The following is a 20503-nucleotide window of genomic DNA, read 5'->3' on the forward strand; positions in this document are numbered from 1 at the left end:
ACCGATGGTCAGGCGAGTGCTAGGCGATGCCATGCGTTCACTGAACGTGAGCGAGACGTGCATCGCCGACATGCTGCTCGCCGTCTCCGAGGCGTGCTCCAATGCGGTGCGGCACGGGGGTCCCGCCAACCGCTACGAGGTGACCGCGGCAATCGGCTACGGTCGCTGCGACGTACGCGTCGCGGACAACGGCGAGGGTCTGCCGACGATGCCGCTGCACTTCCCCCCGCCTGACACAGAGAACGGCCGCGGCCTGCTGATCATGCGCTCCGTGGTCGACGAGATCTCCTTCGGCGTCACGCCCGGCCGCGGCACCACGGTCCACCTGCGCAAGCAGCTCGCCTGGGACGACGAGGCCGATGCCCGTCCCCGCGAGCTCGCAGCCGTCTGACTGCGTCCATGGCCCCGCAGAGGCGGGCTCGGTCGCTGGAAAGCCGTGTTCATGGCCTCCACTTCGCGGAGGCGGCTCGGTCGCTGGGGAGCCGTCGCCTTCCCTCGCACGTCCGCCGGACCCACGAGCCGATGCGGACCACGCGACAGCACCCGATAACCTGAGTACACCGCTGCCGTCCGACAGACGGTGGCGCGTGCGCGCGCATTCCTCGGAGGGGACGACTGTCATGAGCGCTGCCCGTGTGGGCGTAGTCACGTTTCCAGGAACTCTCGACGACCAGGACGCCGCCAGAGCCGTGCGCCTCGTAGGCGCTGAGGCGGTTCCGCTGTGGCACGCCGACCACGACCTGAAGGGGGTCGACGCCGTTTTCCTGCCCGGCGGCTTCTCCTATGGCGACTACCTGCGCTGCGGCGCCATCTCGCGGTTCGCGCCGCTCATGGAGGAGCTCATCCCGGCGGCCAGGGCGGGGCTGCCCGTGCTCGGCACGTGCAACGGGTTCCAGATCCTCTGTGAGGCCCACCTGCTGCCCGGCGCGCTGACCCGCAACGGCTCGCTCCACTACGTCTGCCGCGACCAGAAGGTCAGGATCGAGCAGACCGCGACGGCGTGGACCAGCTCGTTCGGCCAGGGCCAGGAGATCGTGCTGCCCGTCAAGCACGGCGAGGGCCGCTACGTGGCCTCCGACGACACGCTGGCGGCACTCGAAGCGGGCGGTCACGTGGTCGTCCGCTACATCGGCAACCCCAACGGCTCGCTCAACGACATCGCGGGCATCCGCAACGAGGCGGGCAACGTGGTCGGCCTCATGCCGCACCCGGAGCACGCGGTCGAGGAGCTGGTCGGCGCCCCGAGCACCGACGGGCTCGGGTTCTTCTCCTCCATCCTCAAGAAGCTGGTGAACGTATGAGCGAGCGGAGCGAGCGACCAATCAACACAGTGGACAAGTCCGTCATTCGACCGACGGAGGAGGGCGAATGACGGACAGTGTGAAGCGGGCGGTGGACACGCCCGACGAGCCGATGCCCTTCGCCGAGCTGGGGATGAAGCAGGACGAGTACGACCGGGTCAAGGAGATCCTCGGCCGCCGTCCCACCGGCTCCGAACTGGCCATCTACAGCGTCATGTGGTCCGAGCACTGCTCGTACAAGTCGTCCAAGGTGCATCTCAAGCAGTTCGCCACCAAGGCGCCCAAGTCCGAGGCGCTGCTGGTGGGCATGGGCGAGAACGCGGGCGTGGTGGACATCGGCGACGGCTGGGCGGCCACGTTCAAGATCGAGTCGCACAACCACCCGTCCTACGTCGAGCCGCACCAGGGCGCGGCCACCGGCGTCGGCGGGATCGTGCGCGACATCATGTCGATGGGCGCGCGCCCGATCGCCGTCATGGACTCGCTGCGCTTCGGCGGCGCGGACGCCGTCGACACGCGCAGGGTGCTGCCCGGCGTGGTCGAGGGCATCAGCCACTACGGAAACTGCCTGGGCCTGCCCAACATCGGCGGCGAGGTCGTCTTCGACCCCTGCTACATCGGCAACCCCCTGGTCAACGCCCTGTGCGTCGGCCTGCTGAGGAAAGACCAGATCAAGCTGGCCACCGCGCCAGGGCCGGGCAACAAGGTCGTGCTGTTCGGCGCGTCCACCGGCCCCGACGGCATCGGCGGGGCGAGCGTCCTGGCCTCGGCGACGTTCGAGGACGAGTCGCACGCCAAGCGGCCCGCCGTGCAGGTGGGCGACCCGTTCATGGAGAAGCTGCTCATCGAGTGCTGCCTGGAGCTGTACGCGGCCGACGTCGTCGTCGGCATCCAGGACCTCGGCGCGGCCGGTGTGTCGTGCGCCACGACCGAGCTGGCCGCCAAGGGCACCGGTGGCATGCAGGTCGACCTCAACCTCGTCCCGCTCCGCGATCCCTCGCTCAGGCCAGAGGAGATCCTGATGAGCGAGTCGCAGGAGCGGATGATGGCCGTCGTCAGACCCGACGACATCCCGGCGTTCATGGCGATCTGCCAGAAGTGGGACGTCCCCGCCACCGTCATCGGCGAGGTCACCGACACCGGCCGCCTGGTCATGACCTGGGACGGCGAGGTCATCGTGGACATCCCGCCGGGCACCGCGGCCGACGAGGGGCCCGTCTACGAGCGCCCGTACCACGAGCCCTCCGGGCAGGCGGCGCTCAACGCCGACACCCCCGACGGGCTGGAGCGGCCCGCCGACCTGCGGGCCACGCTGCTCCAGCTCCTCGGCTCGCCCAACCTGGCCTCCAAGGAGTGGGTGACCTCCCAGTACGACCGCTACGTCCGCTCCAACACCGTGCTGGCCCAGCCGGCGGACGCGGGCATGCTGCGTATCTCGGAGGCGATGGCCGGGGCTGAGCCGACGACCAGGGGCATCGCGCTGGCCACCGACGGCAACGGCCGCTACGCCAAGCTCGACCCCTACGCGGGTGCGCAGCTGGCGCTGGCCGAGGCGTACCGGAACGTGGCCGTGACCGGCGCCAAGCCCCTCGCCGTGACCAACTGCCTCAACTTCGGCTCCCCCGAGGACCCCGAGGTCATGTGGCAGTTCGCCGAGGCCGTGCGCGGCCTGGCCGACGCGTGCAGGACCCTTGGCGTGCCGGTGACCGGCGGAAACGTCTCCTTCTACAACCAGACGGGCTCGACGGCCATCAACCCCACGCCGGTCGTGGGCGTGCTCGGCGTCATCGACGACGTGGCCCGGCGGGTGCCGTCCGGGTTCACCGCCGAGGGGCTCAAGGTCGTGCTGCTCGGCGAGACGCGCGAGGAGTTCGGCGGCTCGGAGTGGGCCCACGTCGTGCACCGCCACCTGGGCGGGCTGCCGCCGCACGCGGACCTGGAGGCCGAGCAGGCGCTGGCGACCGTGCTGGTGGAGGCCGCCAGGCGGGGGCTGCTCGAGGGCTCGCACGACCTGTCGGACGGCGGGCTGGCCGTCGCACTGGCCGAGTCCTGCCTGGCGCGGGGCGTCGGGGCCTCGGTGGTGCTGAGCGGGGACGCGTTCACCGACCTGTTCAGCGAGTCTTCCGCGCGGGCGCTGGTCGCGGTGCGGCCGGAGGCTTACGAGGAGTTCGCGTCGCTGTGCGGTCGCCACGACGTGCCCTGCTACGGGCTGGGCACGACCGAGGGCGCGTCGCTGGTGGTCGAGGGCGCGTTCGAGGTGCCGGTCGAGGAACTGCGGGAGACGCACTCGGCGGCGCTGCCGGCGCTGTTCGGCTGAGGATCGCTTGAGAGGGCCGGTACGGGGTTCCGTGCCGGCCCTCGTCGCGTGCTACGCCTTCTTGAGGCACACCGCGTAAACGGTGCCGCTGACGGTGGTGCCGTTGTCGCCGTGGCCGCCCGAGCCGTTGTCATCCTTGGCCACGCTCACCGTCCAACCATCGGTGCCGCTGGGTGCGCTGCTCATGACGATGGCGTTCTTGAGCGCGCTGAACGAGAAGCCGCCGCCGGTGGCCACGCCGCCCTGCCCACAGCTGGCCGTCGCGGAGCCGGTCGAGCTCAGGGACGCGGTCTTGGTGTAAGACGTGTAGCCGGCGCCGTCGCCGGGCTCGCCCTTCGGACCCTGCGGGCCGGTCTTGCCCTGCTCGCCCTGCTTGCCCTGGGGGCCTTGCTCGCCCTGCTCTCCCTGCTTGCCGGGGAGTCCGTCCTTGCCGTCCTTGCCGGGCAGGCCGTCCTTGCCGTCATCGCCCTTGGGGCCCTGCGGGCCGGTCTCGCCCTTCGGACCCTGTGGACCGGCCGGCCCGGTCGCGCCCTTCGGGCCCTGCGATCCCTGGGGTCCCTGCGGCCCTTGAGGGCCGGTCGCTCCCTTCTCGCCCTGCTGCCCCTGCTGGCCCTGCTGGACGGTCGTCGTCGAGGTGCCGCCGATCAGGATCCGCTCCTCCGTCTTCCGGCACTTCGTCTCGGGGTTGACGATGCGGGCGTACCGCGACTTCTTGTGCACGCAGGCGTGCACCTCGCCGGCGGCGGACGAGGCGGTGGCGACCCCGCCGACGGTGAGGAGCGAGGCGGCGAGTGCGCCGACGGCGGCGAGGGTGAGCGTGCGCCCACCGCGAACCTTGATAGCCACGGTTGTCCTTCCAAAGAACAAGTGATGCTCGTGTTGTGCAAGAGAGTCACGTTTCAAACGTTCCAAGGGGTGACAGAAACTACGTAACGTATTCGTCACGAAACGGAGGGTTACTGACCAGATTGACTGGAATTGGTGACCTCTGTGGGTAAAACAACGCATTGGCGGCCACGATCGCCCGTGGATAATCGGGTCTGTGCCGACCCCCTACCTGCCCCCGGCCACCCACCCCGTGCGGGGCGTGGTCTGGGGCATCCACCTGGTACTGCCGCTGCTGGGCCTCTGGCTCCTGCTGGCGCACCCGGACGTCAACATCCCCTGGCAGCACAATCCCAGCCACTTCTGGATGATCATCACGGTGGCCGGGCTCAACGTGGTGCTGGGCATCATGATCAGCGAGGCGTCGCGGCGGCGGCAGGACGCCCGGCTGTTCCTGGTCTCCATGGTCTTCCTGAGCAGCGCCGGATTCTTCTTCCTGCACGGGCTGGCCACCCCGAAGATCATCCTGCCGACCGGCTCGCTGGGGTTCGATCTGGGCCAGCAGGCGGGGCTCACGATCGCGGCCGCGTTCGCGTTCGCCTCCGCGCTGCCACTGGGCGAGCGGGCGGCCAAGGCCGTGCTGGACTCCCAGCACTTCGTCCGCGCGGTGCTCTTCGGCTTCATCGTCGCCTGGGGGCTGGTGTCGCTGATCCCGGGGCTGACGCCGCTCAGCGAGCCGCCGCCCCAGTCGCCGGTCCCCTGGCTGGCCTGGGCGTCCATTCCCGGCGTCCTGCTGTACGGCGCGGCGAGCGTGATGATGTTCCTGCTGCACCGGCGGCGCCCGTCGGCCATGCTGATCAGCCTGATCACGGCGTACGCGCTGCTGGCCGAGACCATGGTCGCCGGGATCTCCCAGCTCAACTGGCATCTGTCCTGGTGGGAGTGGCACCTCCTGCTCACGCTGGCCTTCGTCTTCGTGGCCTACAGCGCGTACCTGCAGTTCAGGCGGGAGGGATCGAGCGCGGGCCTGTTCGACTCGGTGACGTTGTCGGCGACCGTGGCGCGTATCCAGCAGGACTATGACCAGGCGCTGGAGGAGCTGGTCGAGCACGTACGCCGGGGCGAGCCGCTGGCCGCGACCCGGTTGTCGGGCAAGTTCCGGCTGAACGAGGGCCAGGCCGCGGTGCTCGACCGGGCCGGCGAGGCGCTGGCCAACGAGCGCGAGCTGTCCGAGCGGCTGGCCGCGCTGGTGTCGGTGAGCGCCCAGACCAAGGTGGGCCTCCCCGAGGGCCAGCTCCTGGCCACGGCGCTGGAGCGGGTGCGCCAGGCGTACGGCGACGTGAAGATCGGCCTGGTCGCGGAGGGCAAGACGCAGATCGGCTCCCGCGAGTACGAGTTCGCCGGAAACCAGCCCATCAGGCGCAACGACCTGCTGGCCTTCCCCCTGACGGTCAAGGGTCACCTGGCGGGCGTGCTGGAGGTGCCCGTCGGCCGCACCCCGCAGGACGAGGCGCTGGCCGCCACCCTGGCCGGGCAGCTGTCCATCTCCCTGGAGAACGCCCGCCTCTACCAGGAGCTCGACACGCTCTTCCGGCAGTACATGTCGCCGGACGTGGCCAACGCCCTGCTGGCCGACCCGGCGCAGGCGGCGCTCGGCGGCGAGCTGAAGGAGCTGACCGCGCTCTTCGCCGACCTCAAGGGCTTCACGACCTTCTCCGAGAAGGTCACACCCGGCGAGATCGTCGAGATGCTCAACCGCTACCACACGGCCGCGGTCCCCTGCATCCTCAACAACGGCGGCACCATCGTGCAGTTCGTCGGCGACGCGCTGCTGGCCCTGTTCAACGCCCCCGCCACGCAGGCGGGCCACGCCAGGGCCGCGTGCCGGGCCGCGCTGGACATGCAGCGGGCCGCCGCCGAGGTGGCCGAGGAGATGGCGTGGAAGCGGGTGGACGACGTCCAGTGGCCGACGTTCAGGGTGGGCGTCAACACGGGCCCCGCCCTGGTCGGCAACATCGGCAGCCCCGAGTTGCGCGGCTTCAACGCGATGGGCGACTGCGTCAACGTGGCGGCCAGGCTCGAGGGCATCGCCGAGCCCGGCACGGTGGTCATCGGGGAGACGACGCTCAGGCAGCTGGGACGTGGCGCGTCGGTGAACCCTCTGGGGCAGCTCAGCCTCAAGGGCAAGGAGGAGCTCGTGGCCGCGTACGTTCTGACTGATTTGCAATAGAAGGGCGACTCTCGTACCGACATAATCGGGCGCATGGAGCCAGAGTCCGGCGAGTTCCTGTCCATGCTCACCGACGAGGAGGTCGCGGCCCTGCGCGCGGCCGGCCGCCCGCGGCGGTGGGATCGCGGCACGACCGTGATCAACGAGGGCGACACGTCCGACTGGGTGCTCGTGCTGATGGAGGGCCGGGTCAAGTGTTCGTCGCACACTAGCGCCGGCACCGAGGTCGTGCTGGCCGTGCGCGGCCCCGGCGCGCTGCTCGGAGAAATGTCATCCATCGACGGATCGCCGCGCTCGGCCACCGTGACCGCGCTGGAGCCGATCTCGGGCATCGTGGTGCGGGACTTCTCGTCGTTCCTGGAGTCTCACGGGCGCATCGCCGTGCTGCTCATGCAGCTCGTCACCGCCAGGCTGCGGGACGCCGACAGGAAACGCATCGAGTACGGCGCGTTCGACACCACGGGCCGGGTCGCCACGCGCCTGCTGGAGCTGGCCGACCGGTACGGAGAGAAGACCAACAGCGGGGTGCGCGTGGCGCTGCCCCTGTCGCAGGACGAGCTGGCCGGCTGGACCGGCTCCTCCCGCGAGGCCGTCAGCAAGGCGCTGCGCACGCTACGCGACCGGGGGCTGATCGAGACGGGCCGGCGGCGCGTAGTCATCCACGACCTCGACGGCCTGCGCAGAAGAGCCCGATGACGCCGTACGTCGCAGCATGGTAGCCGTCACCCCTCACGACGACAGCCGCCTGCGTTACGCCTGGCGCGTGTGCGCGGTCACCAGCCTGGGGCTCGTCCTCATCGGCATCGCCGGCAGCACGCTCAACGTCGCGCTCCCGGCGGTCGTGCGGCACTTCCATGCCAGCGCGCTGGAGTCAGGCTGGATCCTGCTGGCGTTCCTGCTGGTCAACACCGCTTCACTGGTGTTCTTCGGCCGGGTGGCCGACCTGCTCGGCAGGCGGGAGGTCTATCTGGCGGGGTTCGCGCTGTTCACGGTGGCCTCGCTGCTGGCCGGGCTCTCGCCGGGCGTGTGGTTCCTGATCGCGATGCGTGTGCTCCAGGCGGTCGGGGCGGCGATGATCCTGGCGAACGGCACGGTGATCATCACGGACGCGTTCCCGCCCGACCGGCTCAGCCAGGGCATGGGCGTCTACATCGGCACACTGTCGGTGGCGCAGCTGGCCGGGCCCACGCTGGGCGGCCTGATCGCGGAGACGGCCGGCTGGCAGTGGATCTTCTGGGTGAACGTGCCCGCCGGCCTGGTCGCACTCGGCGTGGGCGCGGCGATCTTACGGAAGATGCCCACGAGGCCGAAGGAGCCGGTGGACGCGCTGGGCAACGTGCTGTTGTTCGCGGCGCTGTCGGCGGTGCTCCTGGCGGTGTCGGAGGCCGGCTCCGGCGGGCTCTCCAGCCCCGTGGTGCTGGCCGGTGCGGGGATCTTCCTGGTGCTGCTGCCGCTGATCGCGCTGGCCGAGCGGCGCTCGTCCAACCCGGTGCTGGACTTACGGCTCTTCGGAGGGCGACTGCTGGCCTACGCGAACCTGGCCTCGTTCTGCAACGCCCTGGCGCGGTCGGCGCTGATCCTGGTGGTGGCGCTGTACTTCCAGGCGGCGAGGGGGGTGGACGCGTTCGCGGCGGGGCTGAGCGTCCTGCCCGTGCCCGTCGGGATCGGGCTGGCCTCGCCGATCACGGGCGTGCTGGGGCGGAGGGTGTCGCCGTACGCGCTTTCCATCGGCGGCGCGGCGATGAGCGCTCTCGGGCTCGGCACGCTGATGCTGACGGCCGACCCTGCCACGCCGTACTGGGTGATCGGGATCGGCCTGTTCGTGGCCGGCTGCGGCAGCGGAACGTTCCTGACCGGCAACACGACCCAGGTCATGCGGGCGCTGCCGAGCGGGAGCCTGGGCGTGGTCAACGGCTTCCGCGTCATGGTCATGAACGTCGGCATCGTGATCAGTGTCGGCCTGTCGCTCAGCGTCCTGACCGCGTCCGTGGGGCCTGAGCTGCGCGCCCAGGTGTACGCGGGCACGCTGTCCAAGCTGTCGCCGGTGGCGGTAGGACAGCTCATGGACGGGTTCCACCGCGCGTACGCGGTGCTCTTCGCGGTGGCGCTCACGGGCGCGCTGCTCGCGGCCCTGGCCCGCTCTCAGAGGGCGGCGGCGAGCCTGGACTCGACGTCGCGGTAGCGGGAGACCGGGACGAGGTGGACACCGTCGAAGGCGCCGGAGTCGCGGATCGCGAGCACCTGCTCGCAGGCCGCCTCCACGCCCGCCATGCGGTCCGCGGCCACCTTCGCGATCAGCTCCTCGGGCAGGTCGATGTCGGGGATCGCGGCGGCCAGGGTGCGGGCGTGGCGCTCGCTGGCCAGGACCATGACGCCCGCGTAGACCGGCACGTCGACCGGGTGGGACTCGCGCCAGCGCAGCTGCGCCTCCAGCGAGAAGCCGACCTGGAGGAACAGGAAGTCGGCCGTGCGCTTCCAGGCGGGCAGCGAGCGCATCGGGGCCGCCGCGCCCAGACGGCAGCCCGGGGAGAACTCGCGGGCCTCCTCGATCATCGAGCGCACGGTGAGGTCGCTGGTGCGGTTGCCGCTCGTCGGCTTGTCGCCGAAGACGAAGAGGAACTGCTCCACCCCGTACGCCGCCGCCGTCAGCAGGTCGCGGCGGAAGCCGAGCAGGTTGCGGTCGCGCGAGTTGAGGCAGGCGATGCCGCGCCCGCCCATCGCCTCGACCTCGTGCGCCACCGCCACGCTCGACACCGTGGCGCGGCCGATGTGGTTGTCCGGGATGAGGAACGAGTGGGCGATCTTGCTCATCGTGCCGATCTGGTGCCTGACGTGCTTCAGATCGGGCTTGGTGGGAGGTTCGATCTCGCAGATCAGCTCGAAGGACATGCTCGAGACTCTAACGCCTGGCCGCCAGCGCCTCGATGCCGCTGAGCACGAGATCCACGCCGAACGTGTCATACAGCCCCGGCTGCGTCCCTCTGACGAGCGGTGAGGCCATCTCGACCAGGTGCGGGTACGTCTCCTCGGGCAACGACTGCAGGCCGATCAGCTTGGCCCTGATCGCGGCCGGGTCCACGACCTTGACGTGCACGGGGGCGTCGGCGATGGAGATGGCGCTCTGCAGCAGGTATTTGCTGATCAGGCAGCTCTCCTCGACGCCGAACCCGGCTCTGCGGGCCAGGCCGAGCGCCTGGTCCCAGACGGCGAGGAAGTTCGGCACCTCGACCGGGTCGATCTGCTCGATCACGCCCTTGGCGCAGGGATGCGTGCGCAGCGTCCTGATCAGGCCCTCGATCAGATCGCGCAGCTGCTCCTGCCACGGGCGATCGTCGGCCCGCTTGGGGGCGAAGCCGCCGATCAGGTGGTCGGCCATGCCGACGATCAGCTGCTCCTTGTTCTTGTAGTGCCAGTAGAGCGCCATAGGGGTCACGCCCAGGTCCGTGGCCAGGCGCCGGATCGTCACGGCGTCGAGCCCTTCGGTGTCGCCGATCTCCAGGGCCCGTTCCGCGATCGCCTGCGCGGTCAGTTTTCCCATCACGGTTGACAACTATACGCCGTACAAGTTCAACTATACGACGTACAAGTACGGCGTATAGGAGGAAATGTCGTGAGATGGTGGGCGCTGGTCGCGGTGACCTTGGGCACCTTCATGACCTATCTGGACAACAACGTGGGCAACGTCGCGTTGCCGACGATCCAGCGGGAGCTCGGGCTGACGATCTCCGGTCTTGAGTGGATCGCGAGCTCGTACATCCTGGTCTTCGCCGGCCTCATGCTGGTCGGCGGGCGGCTCGCGGACGTGTTCGGGGCCCGCCGGGTGTTCCTCGGCGGGCTGGCGGTCTTCACTTTGTCCTCGCTGGCCGCCGGGCTGGCCGGCTCCGGGGCGGCCCTGGTCGCCGCGCGGTCCGCGCAGGGCGTCGGGGCGGCGCTGCTCACACCCACCGCGCTGACACTGATCACCCAGATCTTCCCCGAGCCGGGCGAGCGCGGGAGGGCCGTGGGCATCTGGAGCGCCGCGGGGGCGCTCTCCATGGCGCTCGGCCCCATCACGGGCGGCTTCATCAGCCAGAACCTGCACTGGGGCTGGATCTACCTGATCAACGTCCCGATCGGGGTGGTGACCTTCGGCCTGGGGATGTGGGCGGTCAAACCCGCATTCACCCGCGTACGGCGCCGCATCGACCTGCCGGGCCTGGCCACCTCCGCCGTCGCCCTGTTCGCCCTGACCTACGCGCTCATCGAAGGCCAGGGCGCCGGCTGGACCTCGCCGGAGATCCTGGCCGCGTTCGGCGTGTTCGCGGCGGCGGCCGTGGCGTTCGTGCTGGCCGAGACGCGGGTCGCCGAGCCCATGATCGCGGTGTCGCTGTTCAGGGCCAGGGTGTTCACGGGCGGGCTGCTCACCATGGGCGTCTGGTCGTTCGGCGTCTTCGGCATCTACTTCTTCAGCGCCCTGTGGCTGCAGAACGTGCTCGGCTTCTCCCCCACCCAGGCGGGCGCGGCGTTCGTACCGATGGCCCTGGTCATGGCAGTGATCGCGATGTTGTCGCAGCGGATCAGCGCGCGGATCGGCATCGCCCGCACGGTGGCGCTCGGGATGGCGCTCATGGGGACGGCGATCTACCTGCTCTCCGGCGTGGGCGCCGACGCCGACTACGCGGACGTGGCGCCCTGGTTCCTCCTCTACGGGCTGGGCGGCGGCATGCTGGTGCCCCTGACCGCCGCGGTCCTCGGCGGCATGCCCAAGGGCAGGTCCGGCATCGCCTCGGGCGTCCTGAACGTGTCACGCGAGGTGTTCGGGCTGCTCGGCGTCACCGTGCTGGGGGCGATCCTGAGCTCCAGGCAGAGCGGCAGCGACCAGCCGCCGCTGACGGCCTTCCTGGACGCGTACCAGTTCACCCTGGTCATCGCGGCCGTCGTGGTGCTGGCGGCGATCCCTGTCGCGCTCTACTCCCTGCGAGACTCGCTGCGAGGGGAGCGCCGTCGCCTGGAGGAGCGGCGGGAGCGAAGCGACCAGAGCGGGGGAAGGCGGCGGCATCGAGGGCGACCGAGCCCGCCTCACGAAGTGAGGCCATGAACACGCGGAGCGGCAGGACCAACCTCAGGCCGCCGCCACCGTGGGCTCGTCGAACTGAGTGCGGTACAGCTCCTCGTAGCGGCCGCCGGCGGCGAGCAGGTCGGCGTGCGTGCCGCGCTCGACCACGCGCCCGTCCTCGATCACCAGGATGAGGTCGGCGGCGCGGATCGTGGAGAGCCGGTGCGCGATCACCACGGCGGTCCTGCCTTCGAGCGCTTCCCCGAGCGCCGCCTGCACGGCCGCCTCGGAGGTGGAGTCGAGCGCCGCCGTGGCCTCGTCCAGGATCACCACCCTGGGCCTGGCCAGCAGCAGCCTGGCGATCGTCAGCCGCTGGCGCTCGCCGCCCGACAGGCGGTAGCCGCGCTCGCCCACGACCGTGTCGAGCCCGTCGGGCAGCGACTCGATCAGGGTGGCCAGCCTGGCCCTGGTGAGGGCGTCCCAGATCTCGTCCTCGCTCGCCTCTGGCCGGGCCAGCAGCAGGTTCGCCCTGATCGTCTCGTGGAACAGGTGGCCGTCCTGGGTGACCATGCCGAGCGTGTCGCGGATCGAGTCGGCGGTCAGGTCGCGTACGTCCACGCCGCCGAGCCGTACCGACCCCGAGTCGACGTCGTACAGCCTGGGCAGCAGCTGCGCGATCGTGGACTTGCCCGCGCCGGACGAACCGACCAGCGCCACCATCTGGCCGGGCTCGGCCTTGAACGAGAGGCCGTGCAGCACCTCGACGCCGCCGCGCGAGTCGAGCGTGGCGACCTCCTCCAGCGAGGCGAGGGAGACCTTGTCAGCCGAGGGGTAGGCGAAGCGCACGTCGTCGAACTCGACCGACACCGGGCCTTCCGGAACCTCGCGGGCGCCGGGCCTCTCCTGGATGAGCGGCTTGAGATCGAGGACCTCGAAGACGCGCTCGAAGCTGACGACCGCGCTCATGACGTCCACGCGGGCGCTGGCCAGCGCGGTCAGGGGCGCGTAGAGGCGGGTGAGCAGCATGGCCATCGACACGACCGCGCCCGGCGCGAGCTGGTCACGCAGGGCGTAGAAGCCGCCGAGCCCGTACACCAGCGCCAGGGCCAGCGCGGAGACCAGCGTCAGCGCGGTGACGAACGTCGACTGGTTCATGGCGGAGCGCACGCCGATGTCGCGTACCCGCCTGGCCCTGCTCGCGAACTCGGCCGACTCGTGCGCGGGCCTTCCGAACAGCTTCACCAGCGTCGCGCCGGGCGCCGAGAAGCGCTCGGTCATCTGCGTGCCCATGGCCGCGTTGTGGTCGGCCGCCTCGCGCCGCAGCCTGGCGATCCTCGTGCCCATCCGCCGGGCGGGCAGCAGGAACACCGGGAGTAGCAGCAGCGCGAGCAGCGTGATCTGCCAGGAGATGCCGATCATCGCGATGAGCGTCAGCAGAAGCGTCACGGCGTTGCCCACCACGCCGGAAAGGGTGTCGGTGAAGGCCCGCTGCGCCCCGATCACGTCGTTGTTCAGGCGGCTGACCAGCGCGCCGGTGCGCGTTCTCATGAAGAACGCGATCGGCATCTTCTGTACGTGGTCGAAGACGGCCGTACGTAGGTCGAGGATCAGGTCCTCGCCCAGGCTCGCCGACAGCCACCGGTTCAGCAGCCCGAGCCCCGCCTCGGCGAGCGCCAGGCCCGCGATCGCCAGCGCCACCACGACGACCACGTCCAGCGGCTCGCCGTGGAAGATCGCGTCCACCACCCGGCCCGCGAGCAGCGGGGATCCCACCGCCAGGCCCGCCATCACCACGCTGAGCAGCAGGAACAGCGTGATTCTCAGGCGGTGCGGCCGGGCGAAGCCACCTATGCGACGGAGCGTCGCCCTGGTGACAGGGCGACGCTCCGTCTGGTTGTTCATCGAGTACAGCTGGTGCCGTGCGGTCATCTCCATGCTCATGGCACGGAACAGTACGGCCTCGAGTTAACTTGAGGTCAAGCGCCGATCTTCTTGCCCTGGCCGTGCCAGACCACCGCGACCGACGGGCGCGGCTGGGCGCCGTCGGGCCAGCGGCTGGAGGGGTTGTCCGGGCTGGCGCCGTCGGTCTCGCCCGGGTGCTGCACCGCCACGAACACGCTGCGCTGGTCCTCGGTGACCAGCGGACCGCAGGTCTCGGCCCCGACCGGGACGGTGAGGAACTGGCGCAGGTGGCCGCGCTCCTTGCCGCGTACGGACATCACGAACATGCCGTCATTGCTGCCGAGCTGGTTGCCGTCCGTGGCGATCCACAGGTTGCCGTCCTTGTCGAACGTCACGTTGTCCGGGCACGAGATCGGCGAGACCTTGGTCTTGTCGTAGCCGCCGAAGTACGTGGTGGCGTCGTTCGGGTCGCCGCAGACCAGCGGGAGAGACCAGGCGAACGTCTTCTCGCCCGCGTCGTTCCGCTGCTCCACGAGCTCCAGGATGTGGCCGTGCTTGTTCGACGGGCGCGGGTTGGCCTCGTCCACCTGGGCCGCGGTGCGGTTGGTGTTGTTGGTCAGCGCCACGTACACGCCGCCGGTGACCGGGTTGCGCTCCATGTCCTCCGGGCGGTCCATCTTGGTCGCGCCCACCTTGTCGGCGGCCACGCGGGTGTAGACGAGGACCTCGGCGGCGGTCATGCCGTCCACGTACGACTTGTCGCCCGAGACCAGCGGGATCCACTCGCCCGAGCCGTCGAACTGGCCGTCGGAGGGCAGCTTGCCGCTCCCGTCGATCTCGGCGGCGGGGCTGTCGCCGGTGAACTTGGCCACGTACAGGGTGCCCTCGTCCAGCAGCGTCCGGTTGTGCCGGTCAAAGCCCGGGATGTAGCGGTTCTTCGAGACGAACTTGTAGATGTACTCGAAGCGCGAGTCGTCACCCATGTACACGACCAGACGGCCGTCGCGGGCCAGCGTCGTGTTGGCGGCCTCGTGCTTGAACCGGCCGAGCGCGGTCCGCTTGACCGGCGTGGACTGCGGGTCGAACGGGTCGATCTCCACGACCCAGCCGAACCTGTTGGCCTCGTTCGGGTGCTTGGCCAGGTCGAAGCGCTCCTCGACCCGGTCGAACCTGCGGCTGCTCGACGGCGTGCCCGTGGTGATCGTGTAGCGGGAGATGTACGGCTTCTGCGCCTCGGGCACCTTGTCGCCGTTGACGAAGTACTGGTCGAAGTTCTCCTCGGCGGTCAGCACCGTCCCCCACGGGGTGGTGCCGCCCGAGCAGTTGTTCAGCATGCCGACGGGCTTGCGGCCCTCGGAGTCGGCGGCCGTCTTGAGCAGGTCGCTGCCGGCCGCGGGGCCGGAGAAGGTCATGGGGGTCTGAGCGGTGATGCGGCGGTTGTAGCGGCGGCGTCCCTTGGTGACCAGCTTCCACTCGCCCGTGCCGTTCGCCCGCTCGATCTCCACGACCGCGCCGCCGTGCGCGGCCAGCGCGATCTTGATCTGCTCCTCGGTCGCGGCCGCGCCACCGGTGTAACCGCGGAACATCAGGCTCTCGTCGGTGTACTCGTGGTTCACCCAGAGCAGGCCGCGGTCGCGCCCCATCGGGAGGAGCGTGACGTAGTCGCAGTTGTAGCCGAACTGCTTGTTCTGCGCGTCCGCAGTCTGGTTGTCGAAGTCGAAGGCGGGCGCGTCGGGCAGCACGGGGTCGCCCCAGCGCACGACCACGGACGAGCGGTAGCCCTCGGGGATGCTCAACGCGTCGTTCTTGTTCGGCGCCACCGGGGTGAAACGAATGTCGCCGGTCGGCCCACCCTTGGCCGCGGCCGCCGCCTCCGGCTCGTCGGCCATGGCAGGCGCGGCCCCCGCGATGCCCGCGCCGGCCACGAGGGCGCCGAGCGCGCCGGCGCGCAGCACGCCGCGCCGCGACAGCGCCTCCTTCACCACATCGCCGAAGTAGGCGTTGCCAGTGGTGTTGGCCACGTCATGCGCGCACGCGTTGCCGCAGCGGAACTGACAGGTCAGCGCGGAGCGACCGCCTTTGTGCGGGGTCGAGAGCAACGGCAGCAGCCGCCCGCCCGCGTTGGGGTTCGCCACAGGTCCTCCATAAGTGTGCGCGGTTGTACCGCCGGGAGAGTACGGCTGCCGGCGAAACCTGAGGTGAACGAAGACCTCCGTCTCGATGAACGCTTCCAGGGAGACAATGGTGGGGTGCCACCACGCAAACTGGATCAGGAAAAGCTGAGATCGGCGCTCGACGGCCAGCTCGTCGCCCTGGACGAGCCTCCCTACGACGGCCCCGCCTCCTCGCTCCCCGACGCGCTCGTGGCCGCCGTGCTGGCCGCCTACGACCGCGGGGTCAAGCCCGAGCGCGACGCGGGCAGGCAGGCGGTGCGCTTCCTGCTCGACAAGCTGGCGACCGCCGCGCCGGGCAGGACCGTCGAGGTCCGCGTCCCGCCGTACGCCGCCGTCCAGGCCATCGAAGGCCCCCGCCACACCCGGGGCACGCCGCCGAACGTGGTGGAGATGGACGGGCGCACCTGGATCGAGCTCGCCCTGGGCCGCCTGACCTGGGCCGAGGCCATGGCGAAAGGCCTGGTGTCCGCCAGCGGGGCGCGGGCGGACCTGTCGGAGCATCTACCGCTCTAGCGGGTGCCGCTCATCCAGGGAAACTTCTGCTCGAAGCACCTGTCGGCGAGCTGGCCCGGCAGGTGGGCGCATTCCTGGACCACGCTCCAGAACCAGATGGCCACGATCGCGAAGAGGACGAGCGAGAGGGCGCTGATCACGATGCCGGCTATGGCGCGGCCCTTGCCGACGCGCTTGGCGAGCGCCACGCAGCCGAAGACGATCGACAGGATGGCCGTGATCACGCCGGTGAAGCAGACGAACACCAGGAACGGGCTGGCCACGCCGAGCACCAGCGACGCGGTGGCCAGGCCGCTGCCCGGCTGGGCCTGCTGGTAGGGGACGCCGTAAGGGGCTCCCGCGGGTGGCGGGCCGTAGCCGGGCGGGCCGCCGTACGGGCTGGAGGGCATGGTGCCCGGGACCGTCGGCTCCTGGCCCTGCGGGGCGCCGTACGCGCCCTGGTACGGGCCGCCACCAGGCATGCCCTGACCAGTCGGCGGAGGGCCTCCCCCTAGCGGGGGGAATCCCCCGGGCGGGGTCGTCTCGGCGTCCGCCCCGGACGGTGGCGCGCCTTGCTCCGGCGGCGTGAAGGACGGCGGCCCGCCCTCCTCATAGCGCGACGGCGTCGGCTTGGCCGGCGGCTCCCCCTCGCCGGGAGTGCCTCCCCAGCCGGGGTACGTCGGAGTGGCCCCGGGAACGGGGAACGCCTGGGTCTTCTCGGCATCGCCGCCGACGGGCGGCGGGGTCTCGGGCGAGGTGGGCAGGTCGGGATGGGTCGGCTCGCCGCCCGGCCTCGGCTCGTGCGTCGGCGGCACGTCGGGCGGCGGCACCACGGGTGGCACGGGAGCGATCGGCTCCTCGCCCTCCCCAGGACGCTCTCCGCCCTCCTCGGGAGTCTCCCCCTCGCGCCACCAATCGGGCGCGGGCTGGCCCGGCTCTTCCTCTTCCCGACGGCCTTCGCGCGGGTCCTGCCCCGGGCGGGGCTCGTTCGGGTCCCCAGATGTGGTCACGCTGCGTCTCCCCGACGGTCTGCATGCCGGATACTTCACCCTTTCGCGGAGGGCATCGGTTAAACCAGACGACACGGTAAAAGGCCGCCCATACTTGGGTCTCCATGCGACAAAGCGGCGAGGGCCGGCCCTGCGGTTGGGCCGCGAACCACGGCCGGGCAGGTCAACCCAGGTCCTCGATATCGCCCCCGAGTGTGCGAGCACAGAAGCCGTCAACCTAGACTGAGGCATGTGCTGAAGGGCGACGGCCGGCTCGGCCATGACCTGGACCCCCATGACCGCGCTCCTAAAGACGCCTGTGGCGTCTTCGGCGTCTGGGCTCCGGGCGAGGAAGTTTCCAAACTCACCTACTACGGGCTGTACGCGTTGCAGCACCGCGGTCAGGAGTCCGCGGGCATCGCGGTCAGCGAGGGCAGCCGCATTCTCGTCTACAAGGACATGGGCCTGGTCGCCCAGGTCTTCGACGAGTCGGTGCTCAGCACCCTCCGCGGCCACCTGGCCATCGGCCACTGCCGCTACTCCACCACCGGCTCGAGCGTGTGGGAGAACGCGCAGCCCACGCTGAGCTCCACCGAGGTCGGTGGGCTCGCGCTCGCCCACAACGGCAACCTCATCAACACCCCGGAGCTGGCCCAGCGCCTGGCTCCCGGCTCCACCCGCGCGACGACCGACACCGAGGTCCTGACCACGCTGCTCGCGCAGGACCGCAGCCGTTCCATCGAGGACACGGCGGCGGAGCTGCTCCCGCAGGTCAAGGGCGCTTACTCGCTCGTGTTCATGGACGAGAAGACGCTCTACGCGGCCCGCGACCCGCAGGGCATCCGCCCCCTGGTCCTGGGCCGGCTGGAGCGGGGCTGGGTGGTGGCCTCCGAGACGGCCGCGCTCGACATCGTGGGCGCCACGTACGTCCGCGAGATCGAGCCGGGCGAGCTGCTCACCATCGACGAGCGCGGCGTCAGGTCGCGCAGGTTCGCCCTGGCCGAGCCGAAGGGCTGCCTCTTCGAGTACGTCTACCTCGCCCGCCCCGACACCACCATCGCCGGGCGTGGCGTGCAGGTCACCCGGGTCGAGGTCGGCCGCGTGCTGGCCCGCGAGCACCCGGTCGAGGCCGACCTGGTCATCCCCACGCCGGAGTCCGGCACCCCGGCCGCCGTCGGCTACGCCCAGGAGAGCGGGATCCCGTACGGGCAGGGCCTGGTCAAGAACTCCTACGTGGGCCGCACGTTCATCCAGCCCTCGCAGACCATCCGCCAGCTCGGCATCCGGCTGAAGCTCAACCCGCTGCGCGAGGTGGTCGAGGGCAAGCGGCTGGTGGTCGTGGACGACTCCATCGTGCGCGGCAACACGCAGCGGGCCATCGTCCGCATGCTGCGCGAGGCCGGGGCCAAGGAGGTGCACGTACGCATCTCCTCGCCGCCCGTGGCCTGGCCGTGCTTCTACGGCATCGACTTCGCCACCAGGGCGGAGCTGATCGCGGGGTCGCTGACGGTCGAGGAGATCCGGGCCTCGCTCGGCGCCGACTCGCTCGGCTACATCTCCCTGGAGGGCCTCACCAAGGCCACCACCATTCCCGCGGAGCGCCTCTGCAGGGCCTGCTTCGACGGCTCGTACCCCATTCCCATCGACCAGGACAACGTGGGCAAGTTCGTGCTGGAGAGCAAAGCGTGAGCGAGCGTAGCGAGCGAACCAATCGACACAGCAGCACTGTGCTCACGCTGCCGACGAAGGAGGCTGCGTGAGCACATATGAGGCCGCCGGCGTCGACATCGCGGCGGGCGAGCGCGCCGTCGACCTGATGAAGGCCAAGGTGGCGCGCTCACGGCGGCCCGAGGTCGTCGACGACGCCAGCGGGTTCGCCGGGCTGTTCGACGCCTCGGCGCTGCTGCGCTACCGGCGGCCGCTGCTCGCCACCTCCACCGACGGCGTGGGCACCAAGGTCATGATCGCCCAGCAGTACGGCAAGCACGACACGATCGGCATCGACCTGGTCGGCATGGTCCTCGACGACCTGGTGGTGTGCGGGGCCGAGCCGCTGTTCATGACCGACTACATCGCCTGCGGCAAGGTGGTCCCCGAGCGCATCGCCGAGATCGTCGGCGGGGTCGCCGAGGGCTGCCGCCTGGCGGGGGCCGCGCTGGTGGGCGGCGAGACGGCCGAGCACCCCGGGGCGATGGGAGCGGACGAGTACGACCTGGCCGGGGCCGGCACGGGCGTCGTGGAGGCCGATTCCATGCTGGGGCCCTCGCGGGTCCAGGCGGGCGACGCGGTGCTGGGGCTGGCGTCCTCGGGCATCCACTCGAACGGCTACTCGCTGGTGCGCCACGTGCTGCGCGAGGCCTCGCTCTCCCTTGACGCGGTGCTGCCCGAGCTGGGGCGGCCGCTGGGCGAGGAGCTGCTGGAGCCCACCCGGATCTACTCGCTCGACTGCCTGGAGCTGGCCAAGGCCGTCGACGTGCACGCCTACGCGCACATCACGGGCGGGGGCATCGAGGGCAACTTGTCGCGGTCGCTGCCGGGGCATCTGGACGCGGTGCTGGACCGGTCCTCGTGGACGCCGCCGGCCGTCTTCGGCGTGCTGGCCGGGCATGGCGGGATCGCGCAGGCGGACATGGACCGGACGTTCAACCTCGGGGTCGGGATGGCGGCCGTGGTGGCCGCCGACTCCGCGGACGAGGCCATCCGGGTGCTCGCGGCCCGGGGAGTGGACGCCTGGGTGATGGGTGAGATCGTCCCTGGAAACGGGCAGTCGCACTACCGGTAGCGCGACTTGAGCCCCCGGCCCGTTGGCGGGCGGGGGCTCAAAGCGTAAATAACGTCCACGTGACGAAGCCCCACGGTTGCCCGTGGGGCCCGACGAGCATGGGAAGATCCGACGCGGACCCGCGCCGGGGCCTTCGCCACATCAACCAGGACGGCTACCGACGACCGGAAGGACGGCCATCGTCGTCGTCTCCGGCGCCATAGTCATCGGCGTAATCGGCATAGCGATCCGCCAGCTCATCGTTGAGGTCGTCGGCGTCGTCACTGCTGGAGTCTCCGACCCCGAGTTCGTCGCGAAGACGGTCAAGATCCGTGCCACCGCTGTTGTACTTCAGCTGGCGAGCAACCTTGACCTGCTTGGCCTTTGCTCGGCCGCGCCCCATTGGCTCGACCCCCTCGTGTGGGGTCGTCCCCGACCCCTCGTCGCTAACGCACCACACACTGACGCCGCTCACTT

17 protein-coding genes are annotated in these 20503 nt (G+C 70.5%); 10 read left to right on the forward strand and 7 right to left on the reverse strand.

All coding sequences use genetic code 11. From position 1 onward, the window contains the following. The first annotated feature begins 4 nt into the window (after positions 1-4). The 3 genes from AB0J09_RS03945 (at position 5) to purL (ending at position 3618) form a co-directional block, all read left to right on the forward strand. Positions 5-391 (forward strand): ATP-binding protein, encoded by a 387-nt coding sequence (locus AB0J09_RS03945; protein WP_360684844.1) that lies wholly within the window; start codon positions 5-7, stop codon positions 389-391. A 229-nt stretch (positions 392-620) separates the two neighbouring features. Continuing rightward, complete coding sequence (gene purQ, locus AB0J09_RS03950; protein ID WP_360684688.1) at positions 621-1301, forward strand: phosphoribosylformylglycinamidine synthase subunit PurQ; 681 nt, start codon at positions 621-623, stop codon at positions 1299-1301. A 67-nt stretch (positions 1302-1368) separates the two neighbouring features. Then, entirely contained in the window at positions 1369-3618 is a 2250-nt protein-coding gene (gene purL, locus AB0J09_RS03955; protein WP_360684691.1) for a phosphoribosylformylglycinamidine synthase subunit PurL, read from the forward strand. 51 nt (positions 3619-3669) lie between these two features. Here the strand turns inward: purL and AB0J09_RS03960 are convergent, their stop codons facing one another. After that, positions 3670-4464, reverse strand: coding sequence for a hypothetical protein (locus AB0J09_RS03960; RefSeq protein ID WP_360684694.1), 795 nt, complete (start codon positions 4462-4464; stop codon positions 3670-3672). Between the two features lie 196 nt (positions 4465-4660). Here AB0J09_RS03960 and AB0J09_RS03965 point away from each other — a divergent pair, with 196 nt between their 5' ends. Genes AB0J09_RS03965 through AB0J09_RS03975 form a run of 3 tightly spaced genes read left to right on the forward strand, consistent with a single transcriptional unit; the run spans position 4661 to position 8855 of the window. Beyond that, a complete protein-coding gene (locus AB0J09_RS03965) occupies positions 4661-6673 on the forward strand; it encodes an adenylate/guanylate cyclase domain-containing protein (protein WP_360684696.1) in 2013 nt (670 codons plus the stop codon). A 33-nt stretch (positions 6674-6706) separates the two neighbouring features. Beyond that, positions 6707-7369, forward strand: coding sequence for a Crp/Fnr family transcriptional regulator (locus tag AB0J09_RS03970; protein ID WP_360684699.1), 663 nt, complete (start codon positions 6707-6709; stop codon positions 7367-7369). 16 nt (positions 7370-7385) lie between these two features. Continuing rightward, positions 7386-8855 carry an MFS transporter gene (locus AB0J09_RS03975; RefSeq protein ID WP_360684702.1) on the forward strand — a complete coding sequence of 490 codons (1470 nt, stop codon included), beginning with the start codon at positions 7386-7388 and terminating at the stop codon, positions 8853-8855. On the opposite strand, the gene AB0J09_RS03980 is transcribed toward AB0J09_RS03975, so the two are convergent. Together AB0J09_RS03980 and AB0J09_RS03985 are read right to left on the reverse strand one after the other, a co-directional pair. Beyond that, complete coding sequence (locus tag AB0J09_RS03980; protein ID WP_360684705.1) at positions 8816-9562, reverse strand: methylenetetrahydrofolate reductase; 747 nt, start codon at positions 9560-9562, stop codon at positions 8816-8818. The two genes, AB0J09_RS03975 and AB0J09_RS03980, sit on opposite strands and share 40 nt — an antisense overlap. Before the next feature lie 10 nt (positions 9563-9572). Beyond that, the gene (locus AB0J09_RS03985; RefSeq protein ID WP_360684847.1) at positions 9573-10211 is read right to left on the reverse strand and encodes a TetR family transcriptional regulator; all 639 of its coding nucleotides are present in this window, start codon (positions 10209-10211) and stop codon (positions 9573-9575) included. A gap of 72 nt (positions 10212-10283) precedes the next feature. Here AB0J09_RS03985 and AB0J09_RS03990 point away from each other — a divergent pair, with 72 nt between their 5' ends. Beyond that, on the forward strand, positions 10284-11750 hold the full coding sequence (locus tag AB0J09_RS03990) for a DHA2 family efflux MFS transporter permease subunit (RefSeq protein ID WP_360684708.1): 1467 nt from the start codon (positions 10284-10286) through the stop codon (positions 11748-11750). 24 nt (positions 11751-11774) lie between these two features. Here the strand turns inward: AB0J09_RS03990 and AB0J09_RS03995 are convergent, their stop codons facing one another. Both AB0J09_RS03995 and AB0J09_RS04000 read right to left on the reverse strand, forming a co-directional pair. Then, positions 11775-13649, reverse strand: a complete 1875-nt coding sequence (locus tag AB0J09_RS03995; RefSeq protein WP_360684711.1) for an ABC transporter ATP-binding protein — start codon at positions 13647-13649, stop codon at positions 11775-11777. A gap of 35 nt (positions 13650-13684) precedes the next feature. After that, positions 13685-15745: a PhoX family phosphatase gene (locus tag AB0J09_RS04000; protein WP_360684713.1), complete on the reverse strand. Its 2061-nt coding sequence runs from the start codon at positions 15743-15745 to the stop codon at positions 13685-13687. 114 nt (positions 15746-15859) lie between these two features. Between AB0J09_RS04000 and AB0J09_RS04005 the strand changes: the two genes are divergently transcribed. Continuing rightward, positions 15860-16297, forward strand: a complete 438-nt coding sequence (locus tag AB0J09_RS04005; RefSeq protein ID WP_360684716.1) for a sterol carrier family protein — start codon at positions 15860-15862, stop codon at positions 16295-16297. On the opposite strand, the gene AB0J09_RS04010 is transcribed toward AB0J09_RS04005, so the two are convergent. Continuing rightward, positions 16294-17286, reverse strand: coding sequence for a hypothetical protein (locus AB0J09_RS04010; RefSeq protein ID WP_360684719.1), 993 nt, complete (start codon positions 17284-17286; stop codon positions 16294-16296). The genes AB0J09_RS04005 and AB0J09_RS04010 overlap by 4 nt on opposite strands. Positions 17287-17517: 231 nt before the next feature. On the opposite strand from AB0J09_RS04010, the gene purF reads away from it, so the two are divergent. Together purF and purM are read left to right on the forward strand one after the other, a co-directional pair. Beyond that, positions 17518-18954 carry an amidophosphoribosyltransferase gene (purF, locus tag AB0J09_RS04015; RefSeq protein WP_360684722.1) on the forward strand — a complete coding sequence of 479 codons (1437 nt, stop codon included), beginning with the start codon at positions 17518-17520 and terminating at the stop codon, positions 18952-18954. A gap of 67 nt (positions 18955-19021) precedes the next feature. Continuing rightward, complete coding sequence (purM, locus tag AB0J09_RS04020; RefSeq protein WP_360684725.1) at positions 19022-20047, forward strand: phosphoribosylformylglycinamidine cyclo-ligase; 1026 nt, start codon at positions 19022-19024, stop codon at positions 20045-20047. Positions 20048-20201: 154 nt separating this feature from the next. Here purM and AB0J09_RS04025 read toward each other — a convergent pair whose 3' ends face one another. After that, positions 20202-20429, reverse strand: coding sequence for a DUF3073 domain-containing protein (locus AB0J09_RS04025; protein WP_345001228.1), 228 nt, complete (start codon positions 20427-20429; stop codon positions 20202-20204). Positions 20430-20503: the final 74 nt, after the last annotated feature.

It is taken from the genome of Nonomuraea sp. NPDC049784 (genome assembly GCF_040659615.1).
Lineage (GTDB): Bacteria > Actinomycetota > Actinomycetes > Streptosporangiales > Streptosporangiaceae > Nonomuraea.

What these genes read in the sequence shown, in the direction of transcription:
- AB0J09_RS03985 (WP_360684847.1), bottom strand. Translation starts at nt 10,211, where the DNA reads ATGGGAAAACTGACCGCGCAGGCGATCGCGGAACGGGCCCTGGAGATC.
- AB0J09_RS03980 (WP_360684705.1), bottom strand. Translation starts at nt 9,562, where the DNA reads ATGTCCTTCGAGCTGATCTGCGAGATCGAACCTCCCACCAAGCCCGAT.
- AB0J09_RS03970 (WP_360684699.1), top strand. Translation starts at nt 6,707, where the DNA reads ATGGAGCCAGAGTCCGGCGAGTTCCTGTCCATGCTCACCGACGAGGAG.
- AB0J09_RS03945 (WP_360684844.1), top strand. Translation starts at nt 5, where the DNA reads ATGGTCAGGCGAGTGCTAGGCGATGCCATGCGTTCACTGAACGTGAGC.
- AB0J09_RS03995 (WP_360684711.1), bottom strand. Translation starts at nt 13,649, where the DNA reads ATGAGCATGGAGATGACCGCACGGCACCAGCTGTACTCGATGAACAAC.
- purQ (WP_360684688.1), top strand. Translation starts at nt 621, where the DNA reads ATGAGCGCTGCCCGTGTGGGCGTAGTCACGTTTCCAGGAACTCTCGAC.
- AB0J09_RS04025 (WP_345001228.1), bottom strand. Translation starts at nt 20,429, where the DNA reads ATGGGGCGCGGCCGAGCAAAGGCCAAGCAGGTCAAGGTTGCTCGCCAG.
- AB0J09_RS03975 (WP_360684702.1), top strand. Translation starts at nt 7,386, where the DNA reads ATGGTAGCCGTCACCCCTCACGACGACAGCCGCCTGCGTTACGCCTGG.
- purL (WP_360684691.1), top strand. Translation starts at nt 1,369, where the DNA reads ATGACGGACAGTGTGAAGCGGGCGGTGGACACGCCCGACGAGCCGATG.